25 protein-coding genes and 2 pseudogenes are annotated in these 16,825 nt (G+C 67.1%); 5 read left to right on the top strand and 22 right to left on the bottom strand.

Features of this window, described 5'->3' with window-relative positions:
* Positions 1 to 254: ISL3 family transposase (locus tag BMZ48_RS12480; RefSeq protein ID WP_019562241.1), on the top strand; the 254-nt coding region annotated here is incomplete at its 5' end.
* 70 nt (positions 255 to 324) lie between these two features.
* Here BMZ48_RS12480 and BMZ48_RS12485 read toward each other — a convergent pair.
* The 18 genes and pseudogenes from BMZ48_RS12485 to merR all read right to left on the bottom strand — a co-directional run.
* A pseudogene (locus tag BMZ48_RS12485) lies at positions 325 to 1,020 on the bottom strand (ParB/Srx family N-terminal domain-containing protein); the annotation flags it as partial.
* Between the two features lie 377 nt (positions 1,021 to 1,397).
* A complete protein-coding gene (locus BMZ48_RS12490; RefSeq protein ID WP_028769451.1) occupies positions 1,398 to 1,718 on the bottom strand; it encodes a helix-turn-helix domain-containing protein in 321 nt (106 codons plus the stop codon).
* A 34-nt stretch (positions 1,719 to 1,752) separates the two neighbouring features.
* Entirely contained in the window at positions 1,753 to 2,103 is a 351-nt protein-coding gene (locus tag BMZ48_RS12495; RefSeq protein ID WP_091535903.1) for an HVO_A0114 family putative DNA-binding protein, read from the bottom strand.
* A 44-nt stretch (positions 2,104 to 2,147) separates the two neighbouring features.
* Positions 2,148 to 2,495 carry a type II toxin-antitoxin system PemK/MazF family toxin gene (locus BMZ48_RS12500; RefSeq protein WP_028769453.1) on the bottom strand — a complete coding sequence of 116 codons (348 nt, stop codon included), beginning with the start codon at positions 2,493 to 2,495 and terminating at the stop codon, positions 2,148 to 2,150.
* Positions 2,477 to 2,686 carry a hypothetical protein gene (locus BMZ48_RS12505; protein ID WP_091535831.1) on the bottom strand — a complete coding sequence of 70 codons (210 nt, stop codon included), beginning with the start codon at positions 2,684 to 2,686 and terminating at the stop codon, positions 2,477 to 2,479. Before BMZ48_RS12505 ends, BMZ48_RS12500 begins: the two co-directional genes overlap by 19 nt.
* A gap of 95 nt (positions 2,687 to 2,781) precedes the next feature.
* Positions 2,782 to 3,153 carry a DUF6362 family protein gene (locus BMZ48_RS12510; RefSeq protein WP_091535838.1) on the bottom strand — a complete coding sequence of 124 codons (372 nt, stop codon included), beginning with the start codon at positions 3,151 to 3,153 and terminating at the stop codon, positions 2,782 to 2,784.
* Complete coding sequence (locus BMZ48_RS12515; RefSeq protein ID WP_091535843.1) at positions 3,146 to 3,367, bottom strand: hypothetical protein; 222 nt, start codon at positions 3,365 to 3,367, stop codon at positions 3,146 to 3,148. Before BMZ48_RS12515 ends, BMZ48_RS12510 begins: the two co-directional genes overlap by 8 nt.
* Position 3,368: 1 nt before the next feature.
* Positions 3,369 to 3,845, bottom strand: coding sequence for a crossover junction endodeoxyribonuclease RuvC (locus tag BMZ48_RS12520; protein ID WP_091535847.1), 477 nt, complete (start codon positions 3,843 to 3,845; stop codon positions 3,369 to 3,371).
* A gap of 142 nt (positions 3,846 to 3,987) precedes the next feature.
* A complete protein-coding gene (locus tag BMZ48_RS12525; protein WP_091535851.1) occupies positions 3,988 to 6,270 on the bottom strand; it encodes a phage/plasmid primase, P4 family in 2,283 nt (760 codons plus the stop codon).
* Entirely contained in the window at positions 6,254 to 6,508 is a 255-nt protein-coding gene (locus tag BMZ48_RS12530) for a helix-turn-helix domain-containing protein (RefSeq protein ID WP_054284959.1), read from the bottom strand. Before BMZ48_RS12530 ends, BMZ48_RS12525 begins: the two co-directional genes overlap by 17 nt.
* Positions 6,505 to 7,251 carry a hypothetical protein gene (locus BMZ48_RS12535; RefSeq protein ID WP_091535854.1) on the bottom strand — a complete coding sequence of 249 codons (747 nt, stop codon included), beginning with the start codon at positions 7,249 to 7,251 and terminating at the stop codon, positions 6,505 to 6,507. Before BMZ48_RS12535 ends, BMZ48_RS12530 begins: the two co-directional genes overlap by 4 nt.
* Complete coding sequence (locus BMZ48_RS12540; protein ID WP_091535856.1) at positions 7,248 to 7,769, bottom strand: DUF6511 domain-containing protein; 522 nt, start codon at positions 7,767 to 7,769, stop codon at positions 7,248 to 7,250. Before BMZ48_RS12540 ends, BMZ48_RS12535 begins: the two co-directional genes overlap by 4 nt.
* 63 nt (positions 7,770 to 7,832) lie before the next feature.
* Positions 7,833 to 8,462 carry a hypothetical protein gene (locus tag BMZ48_RS12545; RefSeq protein WP_091535862.1) on the bottom strand — a complete coding sequence of 210 codons (630 nt, stop codon included), beginning with the start codon at positions 8,460 to 8,462 and terminating at the stop codon, positions 7,833 to 7,835.
* A gap of 3 nt (positions 8,463 to 8,465) precedes the next feature.
* Positions 8,466 to 9,296: an ATP-binding protein gene (locus tag BMZ48_RS12550; RefSeq protein ID WP_200769630.1), complete on the bottom strand. Its 831-nt coding sequence runs from the start codon at positions 9,294 to 9,296 to the stop codon at positions 8,466 to 8,468.
* Positions 9,296 to 10,069 carry a BRO-N domain-containing protein gene (locus BMZ48_RS12555; RefSeq protein WP_091535870.1) on the bottom strand — a complete coding sequence of 258 codons (774 nt, stop codon included), beginning with the start codon at positions 10,067 to 10,069 and terminating at the stop codon, positions 9,296 to 9,298. Before BMZ48_RS12555 ends, BMZ48_RS12550 begins: the two co-directional genes overlap by 1 nt.
* A gap of 3 nt (positions 10,070 to 10,072) precedes the next feature.
* Complete coding sequence (locus BMZ48_RS12560; protein ID WP_091535878.1) at positions 10,073 to 10,552, bottom strand: hypothetical protein; 480 nt, start codon at positions 10,550 to 10,552, stop codon at positions 10,073 to 10,075.
* 10 nt (positions 10,553 to 10,562) lie between these two features.
* On the bottom strand, positions 10,563 to 10,826 hold the full coding sequence (locus BMZ48_RS12565; protein ID WP_028769813.1) for a helix-turn-helix transcriptional regulator: 264 nt from the start codon (positions 10,824 to 10,826) through the stop codon (positions 10,563 to 10,565).
* Positions 10,827 to 11,008: 182 nt separating this feature from the next.
* Complete coding sequence (merR, locus tag BMZ48_RS12570; RefSeq protein WP_053822773.1) at positions 11,009 to 11,422, bottom strand: mercury resistance transcriptional regulator MerR; 414 nt, start codon at positions 11,420 to 11,422, stop codon at positions 11,009 to 11,011.
* 41 nt (positions 11,423 to 11,463) lie between these two features.
* On the opposite strand from merR, the gene merT reads away from it, so the two are divergent.
* The 3 genes from merT to BMZ48_RS13335 are packed head-to-tail and all read left to right on the top strand — an operon-like array spanning position 11,464 to position 12,361.
* Positions 11,464 to 11,838, top strand: a complete 375-nt coding sequence (gene merT, locus BMZ48_RS12575) for a mercuric ion transporter MerT (protein ID WP_053822774.1) — start codon at positions 11,464 to 11,466, stop codon at positions 11,836 to 11,838.
* Positions 11,839 to 11,849: 11 nt separating this feature from the next.
* Complete coding sequence (merP, locus tag BMZ48_RS12580) at positions 11,850 to 12,143, top strand: mercury resistance system periplasmic binding protein MerP (protein ID WP_053822775.1); 294 nt, start codon at positions 11,850 to 11,852, stop codon at positions 12,141 to 12,143.
* Positions 12,140 to 12,361, top strand: coding sequence for a GDCCVxC domain-containing (seleno)protein (locus tag BMZ48_RS13335; protein WP_082371571.1), 222 nt, complete (start codon positions 12,140 to 12,142; stop codon positions 12,359 to 12,361). Before merP ends, BMZ48_RS13335 begins: the two co-directional genes overlap by 4 nt.
* A 9-nt stretch (positions 12,362 to 12,370) precedes the next feature.
* Here the strand turns inward: BMZ48_RS13335 and BMZ48_RS12590 are convergent, their stop codons facing one another.
* The 4 genes from BMZ48_RS12590 to BMZ48_RS12610 all read right to left on the bottom strand — a co-directional run bounded on the left by BMZ48_RS12590 (position 12,371) and on the right by BMZ48_RS12610 (position 16,470).
* Complete coding sequence (locus BMZ48_RS12590; RefSeq protein WP_091535886.1) at positions 12,371 to 12,838, bottom strand: hypothetical protein; 468 nt, start codon at positions 12,836 to 12,838, stop codon at positions 12,371 to 12,373.
* Complete coding sequence (locus BMZ48_RS12595) at positions 12,835 to 14,265, bottom strand: recombinase family protein (RefSeq protein WP_091535887.1); 1,431 nt, start codon at positions 14,263 to 14,265, stop codon at positions 12,835 to 12,837. Before BMZ48_RS12595 ends, BMZ48_RS12590 begins: the two co-directional genes overlap by 4 nt.
* Positions 14,262 to 14,735 carry a DUF2924 domain-containing protein gene (locus tag BMZ48_RS12600; protein ID WP_091535890.1) on the bottom strand — a complete coding sequence of 158 codons (474 nt, stop codon included), beginning with the start codon at positions 14,733 to 14,735 and terminating at the stop codon, positions 14,262 to 14,264. Before BMZ48_RS12600 ends, BMZ48_RS12595 begins: the two co-directional genes overlap by 4 nt.
* 376 nt (positions 14,736 to 15,111) lie before the next feature.
* A complete protein-coding gene (locus BMZ48_RS12610) occupies positions 15,112 to 16,470 on the bottom strand; it encodes a hypothetical protein (RefSeq protein ID WP_159431185.1) in 1,359 nt (452 codons plus the stop codon).
* Positions 16,471 to 16,543: 73 nt separating this feature from the next.
* On the opposite strand from BMZ48_RS12610, the pseudogene BMZ48_RS12615 reads away from it, so the two are divergent.
* Positions 16,544 to 16,825, top strand: a pseudogene (locus BMZ48_RS12615) (transposase); the annotation flags it as partial.

Below are 16,825 nucleotides of genomic sequence, written 5' to 3' on the forward strand. Positions count from 1 at the left end.
CGCGGCGCTGTCGGCTCGAGCCGTTCAAGAAGCTGGCCGCCACGCTCAAGGAGCGGTTCGACGCGGTGGTGCGCGGCATGGTCGATCACCGCAGCAACGCCTTCGTCGAGGCGATGAACGGGCTGCTGCAGCAGGCCAAGCGCGCCGCGCGCGGCTTCAGGACGAGCCAGAACTTCATCGCCATCGCCTACCTGCGCATGTCCAAGCTCAAGCACCTGCCGGCCAGTCCGTTCGCGCCGGCGATGCCCCAGTGACAGTGTTGCTTTCCACACGAAACGACATGGAGCCGAGTTGCGCGTCCTCGCGCAGTGCCGCGCGAGCAGCGCCGAACACGCCTTGCATCAGCGCGTCCCAGTCCGCGATGCCGCCGGTGGTGTAGTCGCGCTGATTGGCATACGGCGGGCTGGTGAAGAGCAGGTGCGCCCGATCGCCCTCGATGAGGCGCGCGACGGCGGCCGCGTCGCGGCTGTCGGCGCATAGCAGCCGGTGTTCACCGAGCAGCCACAGATCGCCGGGGCGCGTGACCGCCACCGTGGGCGGTGTGACGTCGTCCTCGTCCGGGTCGCGGACCAAAGCGCTCGTGTCCTCTTCGGCGGACGGTTCCGTCTTCTCGATGGCGTCGAGCAGGCCTTCGATCTCGGAGGCCGAGAAGCCGGTCAGGTCCAGATCGAAGCCGGCGTCGGCCAGTTCGGCGAACTCCAGCGCCAACATCGCCTGGTCCCAGCCGGCGTCGAGTGCGAGCCGGTTGTCGGCGATCACGTAGGCGCGCTTCTGCGCAGGCGTCAGGTGCGCAAGCTCGATCACCGGCACCTCGGCGAGCCCCAGCTTGCGTGCGGCCAGCAGCCGGCCATGGCCGGCGATCACACCGTGCTCGCCATCGACCAGGATCGGGTTGGTCCAGCCGAACTCGGCGATGCTGGCGGCGATGCGCGCGACCTGCTCGTCGCTGTGCGTGCGCGGATTGCGGGCGTAGGGGATCAGCGTCTCGACCTTGCGGTACGTGACGGCGAGCGTGTCCAGAATCGGTGCCTCGGAAACGAAGAAGCCCGCCGACGGCGGACCGTGGGCGGGCTGGGAGTGTCGGGGAGAAGGTCTCGGGCTGGAGGGCTGCAAACCGCAAACCCTGCAAACCTCGGTTTGCACCCTGACGCTATCGAAGCGCCGCGCTCGCGCCCCCCGCATGGCTGGGTCGCCAGGAAGGACCCGTGAATGGCCGGGCGGCTTCCTCGACCGTCACCGCTGTCCAGACCTTAGCCGAAATGCTACCCCCAAACGGGCGGATCTGTTGCAGTGGCGAAAGCCGCATTTCGCCGCCGATGCGCGCGGATGCGCGACCGCACCCGCCAAATCACGCCAAAACACGCAGGCGCGGTGGCATGCGTTCGTGCCCAGCGACTTCAGAGCACGGCCTCCAGCCCCTTGCGTTCGATGAGGTCGAGCAGCTTCTGCGAGGGACCGCTGGGCTTCTTGTCGCCCACTTCCCACTTGCGCACGGTCGAGACGCTGGTGTTGAGGACCGATGCCAGCACGGCCTGACTCAAGTGCAGGCGTTCGCGCAAGGCGCGCACTTTCTCAGCGTCGTATTCATGCACCGGCTCCAGGCACAGCACGTCGTACTTGCGCATCTTGCGCTTGTCGATGAAGCCCAGGCGATGCAGATCGGAGGCCGTCTCATGAACCTCTTGCAGGATGCGACTCTTGCCTCTCTTCACGGCCATGGTCGATTCTTCGTTGTGTGCCGACAAAAAGCGCTCAAGCCGCGACGATCCGAAACTCCGTCGCCTTGGCCACAGGACGGACGTGGTTCTTCTCGCGCTGGAGCTCGACGATGCCGTAGCGCGACATCGTCTTGAGCGTGCGCGAGAGGTTGCTCGGTTTGCGCCCGGTGGCCTCGGCCAGTTCCGAGATCGAGCCGGGCCGTGTCTCGGCGATCACCCGGATCAACGCCCGGTTGTCGTCGCTGAGCACCTCGGCCAGCGACTTCATCGAGGTGAACCAGATCTTCGGCTCGCCCGGCTTGGGCTTGTGCTCGCCGCGCGCGATCGCGAGCGCACGCTCGCGGATCTTGTCCTGCGGCAGGATCCCGATCACGATCGGTTTCATCGTCATTCCACCTTGCTGCGCAGGGCGATCCTTCCGATCGCCCATCACTCGGATAGTCGGCCTTTACGTACCAGCTCGACGACCCGGTTTCGCACCTGCTCCAGCTTCTCGTCCCTGATTCGTCCTGCCACGCGTTGGAACAGGCCTTGATGCGCGGTAAACAGTTTTCCGGGACGGATGAAGCTGGTCCGCTGGAGGGAGCCCCGGGAGAAGTCCCCATCCGCCAGTTCGATCGCGAAAGGGTCGGCGTAGGGCCGGCTGGTGATCTGCAGGCACAGCCAGTCCTCCCGTCCTGCATGGGCAAGAACGAGTGCTGGCCGAAGCTTGGATGTCGATAAATCGGAGAACGGGAAAGGCACGAGGACCACGTCGCCTATTGCAGGTGCGTCCATGCCTCATCCTCTTCCGGTTTCAGCCAATCCTCCGCGAGGGCCGTTTCAGCCAGCTGAGTGACCTCGTCGATCTCCACCGGCGCCTCGTCGAGGATGGTCACCAAGGCGCGATGCAGGCCTTTGATCTTGACGGGCTCGGCCAGACGGACATGCCCCTGTTCGTCGATGATGGCTTTCACGGTCTGTTTCATCACATGTCCTCCGCTCGATCCGGATCGCCCGGCTCAAACCCGCTCCGCCGAGAACCGCATTTTATCACCTATTGATACATGACGCTGGGTGGAACTCACCCGTTCAGACGGTCGGCCACGATCGAGAGCGCCCGCTGCCAGCGCCGCCACGCTGTGGTCCGATCGCAGCCGAAGCGGGCGCAGATGTCGCGCCAGCGGTGGCGCTCGGCACGCATCCACACGAGATGCCGTTCCTCTTCCTCCAGCCACAAGACCCAGCGCATGGTCTCGAGCATCCGCTCGACCGTCTCGGGTGCAGGCGGGAAGCGCCGGATCGTGGGTTCGGCCCCCAGCGTCTCCCAGGGCATGCGCCGAATCGCCGGCCAGGTGTTGAAGTAGCCCTGCACGCGCACGGGCGGCAGGCGGTGGGCGGTGATGGCGGCCTCCCGGAAGCGCTCGGCCACCTGCTCGATGGTCCACTCAGCCATGGCGCGCCTCCCGGGCTCCATCCCGTGGTCCATAGAGCCGCTCGCCGATGCGGCGGATCAGCTCGCGCTCCGTCCAGTGAAGCCGTTCATCGTCCAGGCCGACCACGAGCAGGCGCTGTTCGCGCCAGCCCTGGCGCTTGACGGCTTCCACGTCCATCGGCTCGGGCTGCAGGCGTGCCAGCGGGCAGCGGTAGCGAGGGGTCGGGATGTCCATCTCACGCCTCCTGCGCCGCGTCGTGGAGCGGGAGGGCCCAGTGCAACAGCGCCAAGGCGTCGGCCTCGTTGTCGTCCGCCGGGGCGTGACCCCGGCGACGCACGGCCGCCATCACCGCGTCCTTACCGGCGCGGCCAGAGCCGGTGGCGTGCTTCTTGATCGTGCCCACCGGCACGCCCTGGTAGGGAATGCCGTGGTGCTCGCACCAGGCCGTGAGCGTGGCCAGGAACCCGCCGTAGGCGTGCGCCGCGTCGGTCGAGACGTGGCGGCGCACTTCCTCGAAGACCAGCGCGTCGATCCCGTCGGCGTGGGCCTTCAGTTCGGTGATCCAGCGCTTGAAGCGCAGGAAACGCATGCCGCCGCCTTCGAAGCGTCGGGGCTTGAAGGATTGGCTGCCGCTGGTGATTCGGCCCGTGCGGTCGCGCAGCGCCCAGCCGGTGGTGGTGCCCAGGTCCAGGGCCAGGATCGTGGTGTGCATGGTGTCAGTCCTCGTTCGGTGGGGACTGACGCATCCGACGCACGATATCGATAGTTCCCGTGAGGCGCGCGCACGCGCGCGCGCGTAGAGACTTACGATGGACAGCGTCAGATGCGTCAGTCCTGTCGGTGGTCACGGGTGTTCAGTCGTCGGCATAGGGGGTGTAGGCGGGCTGCATCGGGTGCTTGAGACCCACGCCACGGAAGCCCCGGATGCCGGCGGCGTTGCGCCATTTCTCGACGCCGCGGGTGATCAAGAGGTCGGAGAAGCGGCGCTGTGAGCCGACGAACTCGCCGGCGGCCTCCGCCCACTGCTTCCAGTCGGTGAACAGTTCGGCGGTCAGTGACTTGGCATTGGCCTCGCGCACGCAGCGCTCCTCCAGCCAGCGGCCCAGCGCGTCCTCGGCTTCGAAGTACTCCTCGGTGGCGGCCACGACCTGCGGCGGCGGATCGAGCCGGCCCAGGCGCTGCCAGGCCAGGCACCCTTCCAGCGCCCAGGCCAGGATGCCGTCCCGCTCGGCCAGCAACTTCTGCTGCAGGTGTTTGTCGCGCCGCTCGGGCGGCACGGTGATCGTGAAGGGGATCAGGTGCAGCCGGCGCTTCATCGCCTCGTCCACGTTGCGGATCGCGGGCTTGTGGTTGCCGGCGATGACCAGCTTGAACTGGGGCGTGTACTCGAAGAAGTCCTGGCGCATGAAGCGCGCCGAGACCTTGTCGCCGCCGGTGATGGCCTTGACCTTGGACTCGTTCCAGCGCCGGCCCTGCTCGGTTTCGATCGAGGCCACGAAGCGCGCCCCGCGCAGGCCCGCCATGTCGGTCGGATGGCGGTCGCCGCGCGCCTCCATGAAGGTGTCCATCGGCGCGCTGGCGGCGTAATCGCCGAGGATCGTGGCCAAGGTGTTGACGAACACCGACTTGCCGTTGGCGCCGGTGCCGTAGAGGAAGAACAGCGCATGCTCCTGGGTCGAGCCGGTCAGGCAGTAGCCGCTGACGCGCTGCAAATAGGCTTGCAGGTCCGCGTCGCCGCCGGTGACTTCGGCAAGGAAGCGCCGCCAGGTCGGGCAGTCGCCGCCGGGCGTGGCGGTGGTGATCTTGGTCATGCGGTCGGCGCGGTCGTGTGCGCGCAGGCGCCCCGTCCTGAGGTCGACCACGCCGCCCGGCGTGTTGAGCGCGAAGGGATCGGCATCCCACTCGTCGGAGGTGGAGGCATGTCGCCGGTCGGTGCGGGCGAGCCGCTCCACGCCGCCCACCGTGCTGCTGGCGGCGAGCTTGGCCGCGAGCCGGTGCGAGTCGGCCTCGAGGGCGGCCTCGCGGCAGATCGTGCGGATGAGGTGGTGCACCAGCAGCGTCTCGTCCGCCTGCCAGCGCCGGCCGTCCCACACCAGCCAGCGGCCCCAGGCCGCCACGTAGCGCCAGTCGCGGTGGTAGCGCCGGGTGAAGGCCAGCGCCAGGGCATCTTCGGTGCCCCACACCGATTCATCCGCGCCGATCACCGGCTCGCCGGGGTCCGCAATGTCATGCACCTGCACACGCGGACCGTGGGCGAGGAAGGCCGCGACGTCGAAGCCCTCGGCCACGGCATCGGCCGCATCCCAGCCCTCGGCGGTTTCCTCGGGTGGGTAGAGGATGTGGCAGGACTTCGCGCCGGCGGACAGGATGGCCTGAGCCGCTTGCACCGCGTACTCCCAGCCCGGCTTGTCGCGGTCGGGCCAGATCAGCACCGCCTTGCCTGCCAGCGGCGTCCAGTCGGTCTTGTCCACCGGGGCGTTAGCCCCGTGCATCGCGGTGGTGGCGCACACGCCGGCGTCGATCAAGGCCTGGGCGCATTTCTCGCCCTCGACCAGCACGACCTGGGCGGCGTCCTGGATCCCCGGCTGGTTGTACAGCGGCCGCGGCTCGGGCGGGGCCATCTTGCGCCGTTTGGCGTCCCAGGGCCGGAATTCCTTCTTGCGCCCGGGCGGGTCGTAGCGGTAGACGACGGCGATGAGGCGCCCTTGCGCATCCAGATAGTCCCACTTGGCGGTGGCCGGGCCGAGGTCGTCGATCGAGGCCTTCTTGGCCGCCTTGCGCGGCGGTGCCGTGGGCGCTCGGCCGACGAGGTCCTCGGCCAGGTCGAGGACGCGGGCGAAGTCGCCGTGCACGTCCACGCCGAAGTGGGCGCCGATCAGGTGGAACACATCGCCGCCGGAGCCTTCGGCGCGGTCGGTCCACAGTCCCGCCTTGTCCCCAATGAGCACGACTTCCAGGCTGTCGCCCGGGCTGCCGAGCACGTCGCCGATGACGAACTTGCCGCGGCGCTTCTTTCCAGCGGGGAACAGGGTGAACAGCACCGACTCCAGCCTCGCGAGCAGCGCGGCGCGCACGGCCTCGCGGCGTTCGGACGCCGGGATCTCGGGCGCGGGTGCGGTGTCATTGAAGTCCAGCATCCGACTCCTCCTCGTGCCCTGCGTCGGCCGTGAGCAGGGCTTGACGTTCCTCCATCCACGCCATCAGTTCGGAGAGCTTGAAACGCAGCAGCTTGCCCACCCGGTAGTGCGGCAGGCGCAGACGTCGGCGCTCCTTCGCGTGCGTGAGCCAGTAGTGCGGCAGATTGAGCGCCAGTGCCGCCTCGCGTGCGTCGATCAGGCGCTCCCCGAGCACCGGGTGCAGCGGTGTCTCGTTCATGCCGCGGCCCTCCAGCACCGGTCCTGCCACGGGCACATCCGGCACTCGACATGGGTGGGATCGGAGAACGAGCGCGGCAGCAGTTCGCCCGCCTCGGCGGCCGTGATGACCTTCACGGCCCGGTCGGACATGCGCTGCGCCAACGCCGCATCGAACGGCACCAGCTCGGCGTGGATCTCCATCGTGTCGGCGTTCACCGCCGTGAACAGCGCCGGGTGCGCGTGCAGCCCCAGGTAGGCCTGGTAGAGCGCCACTTGCGCGGCGTAGACCGGCTTGGCCACCGCGAGTCGGTGCCTCTCCAACTCGCGCCACGATTTGGCGCCCAGGCACTTGTTCTCCCACAGCGCCGGGTAGCCGGAACCGAACCCCAGGTCGGGCCCGGCGACGAGCACCCCATCGACGTGGCCCTGCAGGCGCCCGTCCAGCGCCGAGAAGCCGAATTGCTCCCCCGCGTCGTTACGCGTGCGCAGATCGAAGCCCGCCGCGCGCAGCCATCCGACCATGCAGTCCTTGATGAGGTGGCCGCGCTCGAAGACGCGCAGCAAGCGGCCGTCGGTCTCGCGACCCGGATCGACCGGGGCGTCGGCAAACTCGTACTGCAGCGCGCGCTCGCAGGCGGCCCCGAGGCGCGAGGCGCCCAGGTAGGTGCGGCGAGGCTGCGCCGCGCGAGACTGCTGCATCCCGGCATCGATCAGCGCCGTGAGCTGACCCGACAGGCTCTTGGAGGCGTTGAAGTCCATCATCGCCGCGCCTCCTTGGGTGCTGCCGTGCGTGCCGTCTGCGCTTGAGCCTTCGGCTCCTCCCACGGCAGATCGTCCTCGAGGTCGGCGAAGGGGTCGGACACCGGGTCTTTCAAGCCCCGCACCGGCGGATACTTGGTCGCCTCGTGGTGCTCGACCATCGCCTCCGTGTAGCAGGTGACGATGGCGTCGACCACCTGGAGCGCCTCGGCCTCGGAATACTCGCCCAGCGGCTTGGCAAAGCCGATCTCGCCCGCGACCTCGCCGAAGGCCTTGAGGCACTTCTTCATCGCGGCCAGTTCGACGTCAGACGGGTCGATCATGGCCACCTCCGTCTTGGGCGTGTGTCCTTCCTGCACGCGCAGCCAGTGGCCGTAGAGCGCATGAAACGCCTGCTGGCAACGCCGCGAGCAGAACACCCAGTCGATCGGATAGCGCCGGGCGTCGCCCACCGGATGCCGAAGGTCCGTGTGGCCGTAGCCGCGCGCCTGTCGTTTGCAGACCCAGCACTTGCCGCTCATTGCATTCGCTCTCGCCTTCGGCTTCGCGAAACTTCGCTTCGCTCGTTTTCATCGCCCCTCCTCTCACTGCGCCCAGGCCGGCTTGCCCGGCACGGCGGGGCGTTGCGGGGCGGGCGGCGTGGGGATCGCACGGGGCGGGGCGACCGCCGCCGGGGCGCCACCGTTGCCGGTACCGGGGGCCTTCGGCGGCACGCCCATCAGGCGGACGTAGTCCGGGTGGTCGGGCTCGACGGCGTTTCGGATGACGTTCTTCAAGTCGCCGCGGCCGTCCTTCTCGATGTCGATGCGGGCGAGGAACTCGATGCCATCCAGCTCATGAAAGCCCTGGATGCGCCGCGCGGCGGCCGCCTGCGGGCTCATGTCCTGGGGATGGACGTTGCGGGCGGAATTGAGCACGGCGCGCACGAAGCTGCGCCCCATCTGGCCCCAGGCCGGGCCCTTCGGGGAATGCAGGCCGATGTTGCTCCAGAGCTTGCGCCGGGCGTACTCGCCCTCCAGCACCACGAACTCGGCCGCCAGATAGACCGAGCCAGTTCCAAAGCTCTGCGTGGCGTAGCCGCCGGTCCACCCCTGGGCCGGGTCATCGAAGCCCCCGGGCTTGAGCGTCATGCGCACGCGGGCGAGCGTGCCCTTGGGGATGAGGTCGAAGTGCTGCTGCTGTTCGGCGTCGTTGAAATCGTTCCATGCGGACATGGCTTACTCCTTGGATGCAGTGGGGGATGGCGGGATTCGGGTGGCAGCGGCGCACTTGTCGATCAGCGCGCGCAGGTTCGGCGGCTCCAGCAACTCGAGCTGGCCGCTGCGGTCCTTGGCCGGATAGCCGTAGGGGTTCAGGGTGTGGGTGACGAAGGCGCGGTAGGCGCTGCCGTCCTCGGCCTTGATCTCGGCCAAGGTGACGACTTCATCGACGATGCCGGGCAACTCGGCTGCGGTCTTGGCGCCCTCGATCTGCGGCACGAAGACCTTGCGGTTGAAGTCGTCCAGGCGCTCGTCGAGGATGGCCACGAACACCACGTGCTTGCCGCGCGCGTGCTGCAGGTGGGTCAGCGCCCCGATGAGTTCCGAGCCGAGCAGGCCGTAGGCGCCCCGGGTGTCGGGCTTGCCAGTGCGCTCGCTGTAGGCCTGCGGCTGGGTCTTGGCCCAGACGAGCGCCAGGCGCGCGAGTACGGTGATGCTGTCGACGAAGTAGGTGTCGTACTTCGCTAGTTGCGCGGGATCGCCGTAGCGCTCGCACACATGCCGGTAGTGCGCCTCGGAGAACGGTGCGTCCACGGGCAGCGCCGGGTTCGGGCCGGCGAGGAACACCACGAGATCGCGGAACTCCGGCCAGGTGCTCGGGCGCACGCAGTCGCCGCGCCAGTCCTTGACGGCCAGATCCCCGGCCTCGAGGTCGACGAACAGGGTCGATCCTTCCGGCAGCGTCTTGAGCTGGCTGGTCTTGCCGATGCCGCTCTTGCCCAGCAGCACGAGCTTGACGCCCTGCTTCTCGCGCAGCCGCTGGTCGGCGGTGATGATGGGGAGGGCCATCACGCCACCTCCTTCAGCCGCTCCGCGACCGCCGGGTTCCAGAGGATCTGGTAGCCGCTGTGCCCGTTGCGCGAGTACGGCATGGCTTCGGCCCAAGCCTCGCCGGCTTCGGTCAGTTCCCACTCGTCCCGCTCGTTGCGCAACTGCAGGCCGTGTTGGGCCAGGCGCTGGTTGGTGGCCTTGGCCGACAGGCCGAGCAGCCTGCCGAGCTGGGTGGCGTTGAGCGAGCAGATCGCCTCGTTCGCGGCAGTGTCCCTGGCAGGAAGGGCGCGGCGCAGCGTCTCGACCGCCAAGCCCGTGTTCTCCTGGATGCAGGTGAGCGTGGCCGCCATCGCGATGCCGGGCTTGACCCCCGGCACCTTGGCCACGGCCTCGCCGATCAGCAGCAGAGCGGCGACGCGGTCCTGGGTGGGTGCCGGCAGGGTCGGGCGTGCACTTGGCGCCGTGTAGCTGCCCGTCTTGCGGATCGCCGGCAGCACCTCGTGTGTCACCCAGCGCTTGAAGTGCTTGGCCTCGCGCTTGCGGCTACCCAGCACCAGGCTGTAGAGGCCGGGCTCGTTGACGACGTTGACCTGGTCATTGCCGCGCGAGATGCCCTGAATTGAGATCAGGGCTTGCTCGTCAGGGTCCAGTCGCGCCAGGGCGCGGGTGGTGTTCGGCAGTTCAAGAACCGCGCACACATCCGCCGCGACGAACCACGGTTCGCCTTGGGCATCGGTAACGACCCGGACCGGACGGCCCTCGAAATCAAACGGGATCAGTTCGGTGCTCATGGATCACTCCTCCGAGACGAGGGCCAGCCGGAACGTGGGCTTGCCGGGCTTGACGGTGCGGGCGGCCTCGAACCCGGCGCGCAGTGCCGGCGGCCAGTTGGAGAAGCGCGATTCCGAGACGGAGTACTCGACGTCCAGGTAGTCCTCGACCTTCTCGCCGGCGGCGGCGATGCGCCGGGCGATGGCGGCCAGTTGCACCTGGTCCCAGGACACGCGCTTCGGGACATCGACCGTCACGCGCAGCGGTCCGTCCTTCAGGTGCACGACGCCGAAGTCCTTGCCGGCCTCAATGCGCGCGGCCTTGGCCCGTTCGCCATAGGCGGCATCGAGCGCCGCGTCGAACTTGGCGCGGGCTTGTTTGAGCCAGGCGAGCGCTTCGTCCAGGTGGCGGCTGATCTGCGCCTTCTGGGCGGGCGGAAGTTGAGCCAGCTGGCCGACGGACATCGCGGCGATGTCGGCGGGGTAGAGGGTCAAATCGCTCATCGCACCCCCTTCAGCGCGCCGCGCGCTCGGAGGTCGAGTCGTGCAGGGCGCCACGCTCGAACTCGATGACCGACTCCAGGGGGTAGCTGACGCGCTTGGACAGCTTCAGGTAGCGCGGGCCCCGCCCTTCGCTGCGCCAGCGCTGCAGGGTCTTGGGGCTCAGGCCCCAGCGCTGCGCGAGCTCGTTCTCGTTGAGGACCCGACGGTCGCCGGGAGACAGGCTGTTGATCGCATCGACCGGCGACCGGGGGATGGTGCTTGCCGTTGTCGGCATGGAAGCCTCCTATGACGCTGTTGAGGAACAGGTGTCATTGCAGGCTTCGGGTGGCGAACCTTGGAGGGACCGAATGGCGAACCACGCGGGAACTTCGGGTTCGCCAAAGTTCTCGCCGATACGAAAACGGCGGGCACAAGGCCCGCCGTCATGGTCGAGGATCAGTCAAGGACGGCTGTGCGTCACTCCGCCTGCAAGGCGGCGATCAAGGGGCAGCGCACCCGGCCGCGAATGGCATTGCAGCGCTGCACGAGCTCGGACAGCGCCGCTTCGATGCGCTGCAGGTCAGCCAGTCGTTCGCGAACGTCAACGAGTTTGCGCTGAGCCTGCGCACGCGCCTCGGCGCAGTGCGATCCGTCCTCGAGCTTGAGCAGTTCGGACACCTCGTCGAGACTGAAGCCCAGCCGCTGTGCCGACTTGATGAAGCGGACGCGGCCAAGCTCGTCGGCGCCGTAACGGCGGATACTTCCCTGCGGCCGATCTGGTTCGGGCAACAGCCCCTTGCGCTGGTAGAAGCGGATGGTTTCGACATTGACGCCAGCCGCGCGCGCCAGCGCGCCGATCGTCATCGCCTCGATCTCGGGCGTGCTGTTCATGGTCTTGACTCCGTACTTAAGTACGGAAGTAAGCTTACTCCATGAAACCAGACACCCCAACTGCGCAAGGCAGTACCGGAGGCGGCCGTGCGGCGCTCGCGGCCGGATTCGTCTCGGCCATCCTCGCATCGACCTGCTGCCTCGGGCCATTGGTGCTGATCACGCTGGGCTTCTCAGGGGCATGGATCAGCAACCTGACGGCCCTCGAACCCTACCGCCCGATCTTCATCGGCGCGGCCCTCGTCGCGTTGTTCCTCGCCGGGCGACGCATATGGGCGAAAGCCCCGGCGTGCGAACCCGGACAGGCCTGCGCGGTGCCGTCGGTTCGGCGCGGCTACGAGCTGCTGTTCGGGATCGTGGTCGCCCTGGTGATCGTGGCGCTCGGCTTCCCGCTGGTCGCGCCCTGGTTTTACTGAACGGAGGTTTTATGAAGAGATTGCTTGGTTTTCCGATGCTGACGCTCGCCCTGATCGTGAGCGTGCCAGTCATCGCCGCGACAAAGACCGTCACCCTGTCAGTGCCGGGCATGAACTGCGCCGCCTGCCCGATTACGGTCAAGAAGGCGCTCGGCAAGGTGCCGGGCGTGGCCAAGACGGACGTGAACCTCGACAAACGACAGGCGACCGTGACGTTCGACGACGCGCGGGCGAATGTAGAGGCGCTGACGCGGGCGACCCAGGATGCTGGCTACCCCTCGACGGTGGTCGGGAGCGTGAAGTGACTGCCGTCGTTCTGGAATCGACGTTGACTTGTCCGGAGTGCGGTCACACCAAGACCGAGACCATGCCTACCGATGCCTGCCAGTGGTTCTATGAGTGCGAGGCCTGCCACGCCATACTCAAGCCCAAGCCCGGGGACTGCTGCGTCTATTGCTCCTACGGCACTGTGCCGTGCCCACCAATCCAGGAGCGTGGCAGAGGTAGTTGTTGCGCCAGCTGAGCGCCAGTCTCAAGCTGAAGGAAAACCCAGCAGCCGACGCTGCTCGCCCCAGTCGCGAGGCAGCAGGTCTTGGCGGCCACGCAGCGTGTGCAGATTCAGATGCCGGGGCTGGCGTCCGTCCAGGATGGCCTCGACGATGTCGGGGGCCAAGAGGGTCAGGCGCAGCACCTCGGCCGCCCAGCCTGGCTCCAGTTTCAGTGCGCGCGCCAGGTCGGCGGTCGTCGGATAGACGCCTTCGTCGATCAGCCGCTTCCAGTAGAACGCCTTGCCGAGCGTCTTGATCATCGGCGCATCCAGGCCGCCCGCGGTCGCAGCGGAGGTCTCGGGCGTCGGCGGGATCAGGAGCTTGCGGTTGTGCCTCCGCTTGATCGTCAGGGGCACCAGGGTCACCCGCTGCCCGTCGCTGACGTAGCTGCGGGCATCGGTTCCGACCTCGACGCGGATAGCGCGCTTGCGCGGGTTCGTCGTGGTGCTCATGCCGGTGTTTCCTCGGTCTGTGCGCTGGATTCCTCGACCAGCGGATGCGCGCCGATCTCGGGCCCCAATCCCAGCCAGCCGTCCTCGCGCCAGAGGATGTCGAGTCCGTGCTCATGCAGTTGCACCCGCTCGATCAGCAGCCGCGCGATGCGTTGCTGCTCGGCCGGGAACAACTGCGCCCACACGTCGCCGATGCGCCGCATCGCCACCACCACCTGCGCCTCATCGAGGGCGGCACCGGCCGGGTGGCGCTGGCACGCCCGCCAGGTGCCGATCAGCACCTCCGGCGCCGAGAGCGCCGCGTGGATCTGCGTCAGCACCGCGTTCTCGATCTCGGCCGCGGGCAGGTGGCCGACGTCCGGGGCGTCCGGCGCCAGGCTCGCGCCCGCGTTACGACGCTTGTGCAGGTAGGGGACGTAGTAGCGGTAGGTGCGCCCGCTCTTTTTCTTGACGAAGGTGTGCAGCATGCGCTGGCCGTCGGGCGCGAACAGCAGCCCCGCGAGCAGCGCCGGGTGTTGGGCCCGGTGTTCACGCGGCGCCTGCTTGCGGCGCGCGATGAAAGCGTGCGCGGCGTCCCACAGGTCTCGTGGCACGATCGCTTCGTGTTGGCCGGGATACCACGTGCCGTGGTTGCGGATCTCACCGAGGTAGATGCGGTTGCGCAGCAACGCGAAGATGTATTGCTGGTCGATGGGTCGGCCCGTGCGCCGGCGCCCGCCTTGGGTCACCCAGGCCTTGGTGGTGTGCCCCTGGACCGCCATCTCTCGCACCAGCCGCGCAGCCGAGCCATGCTCGGCGTAGCGCAGGAAGATGTCACGCACGAGTGCGGCCTCGCGTTCGTTGACGACGAGCTTGCGATCGACGACGTCGTAGCCCAGCGGCGGCATGCCACCCATCCACATGCCCTTGGCCTTGGAGGCGGCGATCTTGTCGCGGATGCGCTCGCCGGTGACCTCGCGCTCGAACTGCGCGAAGGACAGCAGGATGTTGAGCGTGAGCCGCCCCATCGAGGTGGTGGTGTTGAACTGCTGCGTGACCGAGACGAAGGAGACGCCGTTGCGGTCGAACACCTCCACCAGCTTGGCGAAGTCCGCCAGGCTGCGCGTGAGGCGATCGATCTTGTAGACGACCACGATGTCGATCCTGCCGGCCTCGATGTCGGCCAGCAAGCGCTTGAGCGCAGGGCGGTCGAGATTGCCGCCGGAGTAGCCGCCGTCGTCATAACCCTCCTCGATGGCGATCCAGCCCTCATGACGTTGGCTGGCGATGAAGGCCAGCCCCGCGTCGCGTTGGGCCTCCAGGCTGTTGTACTCCTGGTCCAGTCCCTCGTCGGTGGACTTGCGCGTGTAGACCGCGCAGCGCCTCGATGGCGTGACGGGACCAGGGGTCGGCGTGGCCGACGAGGACACGGGCCGTTGTGATCTCATGCCGGCTCCTTCTGACCGTCCTGGGTCTTGAGGCCGAAGAACGCGGGGCCCGACCAATGCGTGCCGGTGATGTGGCGGGCAATCGCCGTCAGGCTCTTGAACCGCTGCCCCTGATACTCGAAGTCATTGGGCCCGCGCACCAGGACGCGGTGCTCGACGTCGTCGAAGATCCGCGTGAGCACGGTGCCCGGTAGCAGCCGACTCGCGTCACGGCGCAGTTGGTGTGGCAGGATGCCCGTCTCACCGATCTCCTCGAGCTTGCGGCGGGTCGCGGGCTTCAACCCGCCAAAGGCGCGCTCCTGGATCCTGTAGGCGAGCCGGCTCTCCAGCCACGTGCGGTGGTGATGCTTGGGCCGCTCCTCGAAGTACTCGTCCCACAGCGCCCAGAGGCTGTCCATCGGCAGGTGGGGCAACTGGGCGACGCGGGCGGCGACGGTGGTCGGGTCTGCAGGGCTTGCGTGTGTCGTCATCGGCGAACTCCTCGTGCGTGATCGGGGTTCGCATTCACGCGCTGTGGACCGCACAAGCCAAGGCCAACCGAGTCGCTGTCGGTGGCGGGACGGCCAGGTGGCGGAAAGGGGCGTGCGCGCAGCCGCAGCAGGGCGCAGGCCAACAGATCGACGATCTCTTGGTGCGCGTGCCGAGGCCGATCAGCCTCGAGGGCCGGGGAGAGGGGTTCGGGTTCGCGCATGGTCGGCGTTTCGATGGGAAACGCCGCTCATGCTAGGAATCGAGGGGCTCCGCGTAACGGGTTTTGGCGGGGATACGCGGGCTTGCCCTGACCGATACTTCAAATGCAACCACGCCATTTGAACGGGAGGCGCGCGCCGCTGCGGACTTTGGACTTCAGAACAACAGCCTTCCGATGTCGCTGGCTGCGTTCCGTCCGCCTCGCCAATCGCTACCACTCTTGGATAGCGTGAAGGTGTACCGGTCGTCTCCTTGAAAAACGATCTTGAAGTGCTTTCCGTCTTCCGAGATGGAGAAACCCATGTCCTCCAACTCGCGTCTCAATTTTCCGTCAATGGTGCTCGTCCCTCGGAGCAGTCTCTTCAGTTGCTCTCGACGACCTTCAAGGGGATTCTCCTCCAGTCGGTTGGCTTCGAGGATCGACCTCAGCACATGTTGTCGGCGACTGTCGTGCTGAACCCGGGTGGCGGCATCTTCGATCGCGTCGAGGAGTATGCCGAGGACCTCGTTCGGATAGAGATCTCGCTCCCGCCCAAGCCTGAGCAGGCCACCACTCGCGGTCCCTGCACGAGCCTCATACACCCGGAGTTCGTTCCGTAGGCGTTGAATCTCACTTTCGGCCTCTTCGAGGCGCTGATTCTTGGCTTCGATCTCTTGGTCAAATTTCTCGACATACTCGTCGATCGCCTTGGAACCCGAGGCTTTGAGCGACAGAATGGCCTGTCGTGACGCGGTTTCACGGACGTAAGCCCAAGTGCACCGGGCGATCGGACGTCGATTCAGTAACGCAGCCCGGACTTCATCTTTGATGGCGCCCGCCAGATGACCCGGTGTCGAGTAATCGCCGCCCAGGAAGAAGGCTCGACGCCCGCCACCCTCGGGCCAGTAGATGCCGATCGTGCCGCCATAGACGTTCTCGGAATCGACTTCGAGTTGCAGGCGCACCGAAAACGGCCTGTTGGGCTCGACGACGACATGCGCCATGCCCGACAGGTCTGCTGCGAGACGATTAACGTCAAGAATGTACCCGCCTTGAAACCGTGCGCTGACGTAGACGATGGGAAGTCGGCAGCCGGCGTCGCCGCGAATCAGCTTGGCGGCAAGATCAATGTCGGTATTGGTCAGTATGTGCGCAGTATCGCGAATCGGCAGAGGACCATCCGCTGCTCCGCCAAGGGATTCCAGCACGGTCCTTACCACGACAGGTTTCTTCGCTGACGGCAGCCGAGCCGCGGCATGCTGAGACTCGCACTCGACACGAACACCCACCCAGGCGTCGGACGACGTTCTCGAAAACACGACGGTCGTCAGCCATTCCAGATCATTGTCGTGCCTGCTGTAGCGGATGCCGGCGAGATCGACGTCGGGCGAAGTGGCAAGGAGCGATTGAACTTTCTCTTTTCCGTTCTCGACATGCGCCTCGTCCTTCTGTAGCAGATCCCGAAGCATTTCGGCAGACAATCCAGTATGCGGAGACCCGGATATCCAGGTCACCATCGCCTGAAGGAAGTCCACGGTGGCGACGTCCCCCCGCCTTTGAGTAGCACGGCGATCTGGAGTCCAATCCCCAACGACAAGGAGATTGGACGTGAAGAAGCGTTTTACCGAAGAGCAGATCATCGGCTTCCTGCGTGAGGCGGAGGCCGGCCTGCCGGTCAAGGACCTGTGCCGCCGGCACGGCTTCAGCGAAGCCTCGTACTACCTGTGGCGCAGCAAGTTCGGCGGCATGAGCGTGCCGGAGGCCAAGCGGCTCAAGGAGCTGGAGGCGGAGAACACCCGGCTGAAGAAGCTGCTGGCCGAACAGATGTTCGAGAACGACGTGATCAAGGACGCCCTGCGAAAAAAGTGGTGACCGCACCGGCCAGGCGCG

Origin of the sequence: Fontimonas thermophila, assembly GCF_900113085.1 — a bacterium.
In the GTDB taxonomy this organism is placed as follows: domain Bacteria; phylum Pseudomonadota; class Gammaproteobacteria; order Nevskiales; family Nevskiaceae; genus Solimonas; species Solimonas thermophila.

Excerpts from the sequence above, each read along its gene's own strand:
- BMZ48_RS12490 (WP_028769451.1), bottom strand. The coding sequence starts at position 1,718 with ATGGCCGTGAAGAGAGGCAAGAGTCGCATCCTGCAAGAGGTTCATGAG.
- BMZ48_RS12495 (WP_091535903.1), bottom strand. The coding sequence starts at position 2,103 with ATGAAACCGATCGTGATCGGGATCCTGCCGCAGGACAAGATCCGCGAG.
- BMZ48_RS12500 (WP_028769453.1), bottom strand. The coding sequence starts at position 2,495 with ATGGACGCACCTGCAATAGGCGACGTGGTCCTCGTGCCTTTCCCGTTC.
- BMZ48_RS12505 (WP_091535831.1), bottom strand. The coding sequence starts at position 2,686 with ATGAAACAGACCGTGAAAGCCATCATCGACGAACAGGGGCATGTCCGT.
- BMZ48_RS12510 (WP_091535838.1), bottom strand. The coding sequence starts at position 3,153 with ATGGCTGAGTGGACCATCGAGCAGGTGGCCGAGCGCTTCCGGGAGGCC.
- BMZ48_RS12515 (WP_091535843.1), bottom strand. The coding sequence starts at position 3,367 with ATGGACATCCCGACCCCTCGCTACCGCTGCCCGCTGGCACGCCTGCAG.
- BMZ48_RS12520 (WP_091535847.1), bottom strand. The coding sequence starts at position 3,845 with ATGCACACCACGATCCTGGCCCTGGACCTGGGCACCACCACCGGCTGG.
- BMZ48_RS12525 (WP_091535851.1), bottom strand. The coding sequence starts at position 6,270 with ATGCTGGACTTCAATGACACCGCACCCGCGCCCGAGATCCCGGCGTCC.
- BMZ48_RS12530 (WP_054284959.1), bottom strand. The coding sequence starts at position 6,508 with ATGAACGAGACACCGCTGCACCCGGTGCTCGGGGAGCGCCTGATCGAC.
- BMZ48_RS12535 (WP_091535854.1), bottom strand. The coding sequence starts at position 7,251 with ATGATGGACTTCAACGCCTCCAAGAGCCTGTCGGGTCAGCTCACGGCG.
- BMZ48_RS12540 (WP_091535856.1), bottom strand. The coding sequence starts at position 7,769 with ATGAGCGGCAAGTGCTGGGTCTGCAAACGACAGGCGCGCGGCTACGGC.
- BMZ48_RS12545 (WP_091535862.1), bottom strand. The coding sequence starts at position 8,462 with ATGTCCGCATGGAACGATTTCAACGACGCCGAACAGCAGCAGCACTTC.
- BMZ48_RS12550 (WP_200769630.1), bottom strand. The coding sequence starts at position 9,296 with ATGGCCCTCCCCATCATCACCGCCGACCAGCGGCTGCGCGAGAAGCAG.
- BMZ48_RS12555 (WP_091535870.1), bottom strand. The coding sequence starts at position 10,069 with ATGAGCACCGAACTGATCCCGTTTGATTTCGAGGGCCGTCCGGTCCGG.
- BMZ48_RS12560 (WP_091535878.1), bottom strand. The coding sequence starts at position 10,552 with ATGAGCGATTTGACCCTCTACCCCGCCGACATCGCCGCGATGTCCGTC.
- BMZ48_RS12565 (WP_028769813.1), bottom strand. The coding sequence starts at position 10,826 with ATGCCGACAACGGCAAGCACCATCCCCCGGTCGCCGGTCGATGCGATC.
- merR (WP_053822773.1), bottom strand. The coding sequence starts at position 11,422 with ATGAACAGCACGCCCGAGATCGAGGCGATGACGATCGGCGCGCTGGCG.
- merT (WP_053822774.1), top strand. The coding sequence starts at position 11,464 with ATGAAACCAGACACCCCAACTGCGCAAGGCAGTACCGGAGGCGGCCGT.
- merP (WP_053822775.1), top strand. The coding sequence starts at position 11,850 with ATGAAGAGATTGCTTGGTTTTCCGATGCTGACGCTCGCCCTGATCGTG.
- BMZ48_RS12590 (WP_091535886.1), bottom strand. The coding sequence starts at position 12,838 with ATGAGCACCACGACGAACCCGCGCAAGCGCGCTATCCGCGTCGAGGTC.
- BMZ48_RS12595 (WP_091535887.1), bottom strand. The coding sequence starts at position 14,265 with ATGAGATCACAACGGCCCGTGTCCTCGTCGGCCACGCCGACCCCTGGT.
- BMZ48_RS12600 (WP_091535890.1), bottom strand. The coding sequence starts at position 14,735 with ATGACGACACACGCAAGCCCTGCAGACCCGACCACCGTCGCCGCCCGC.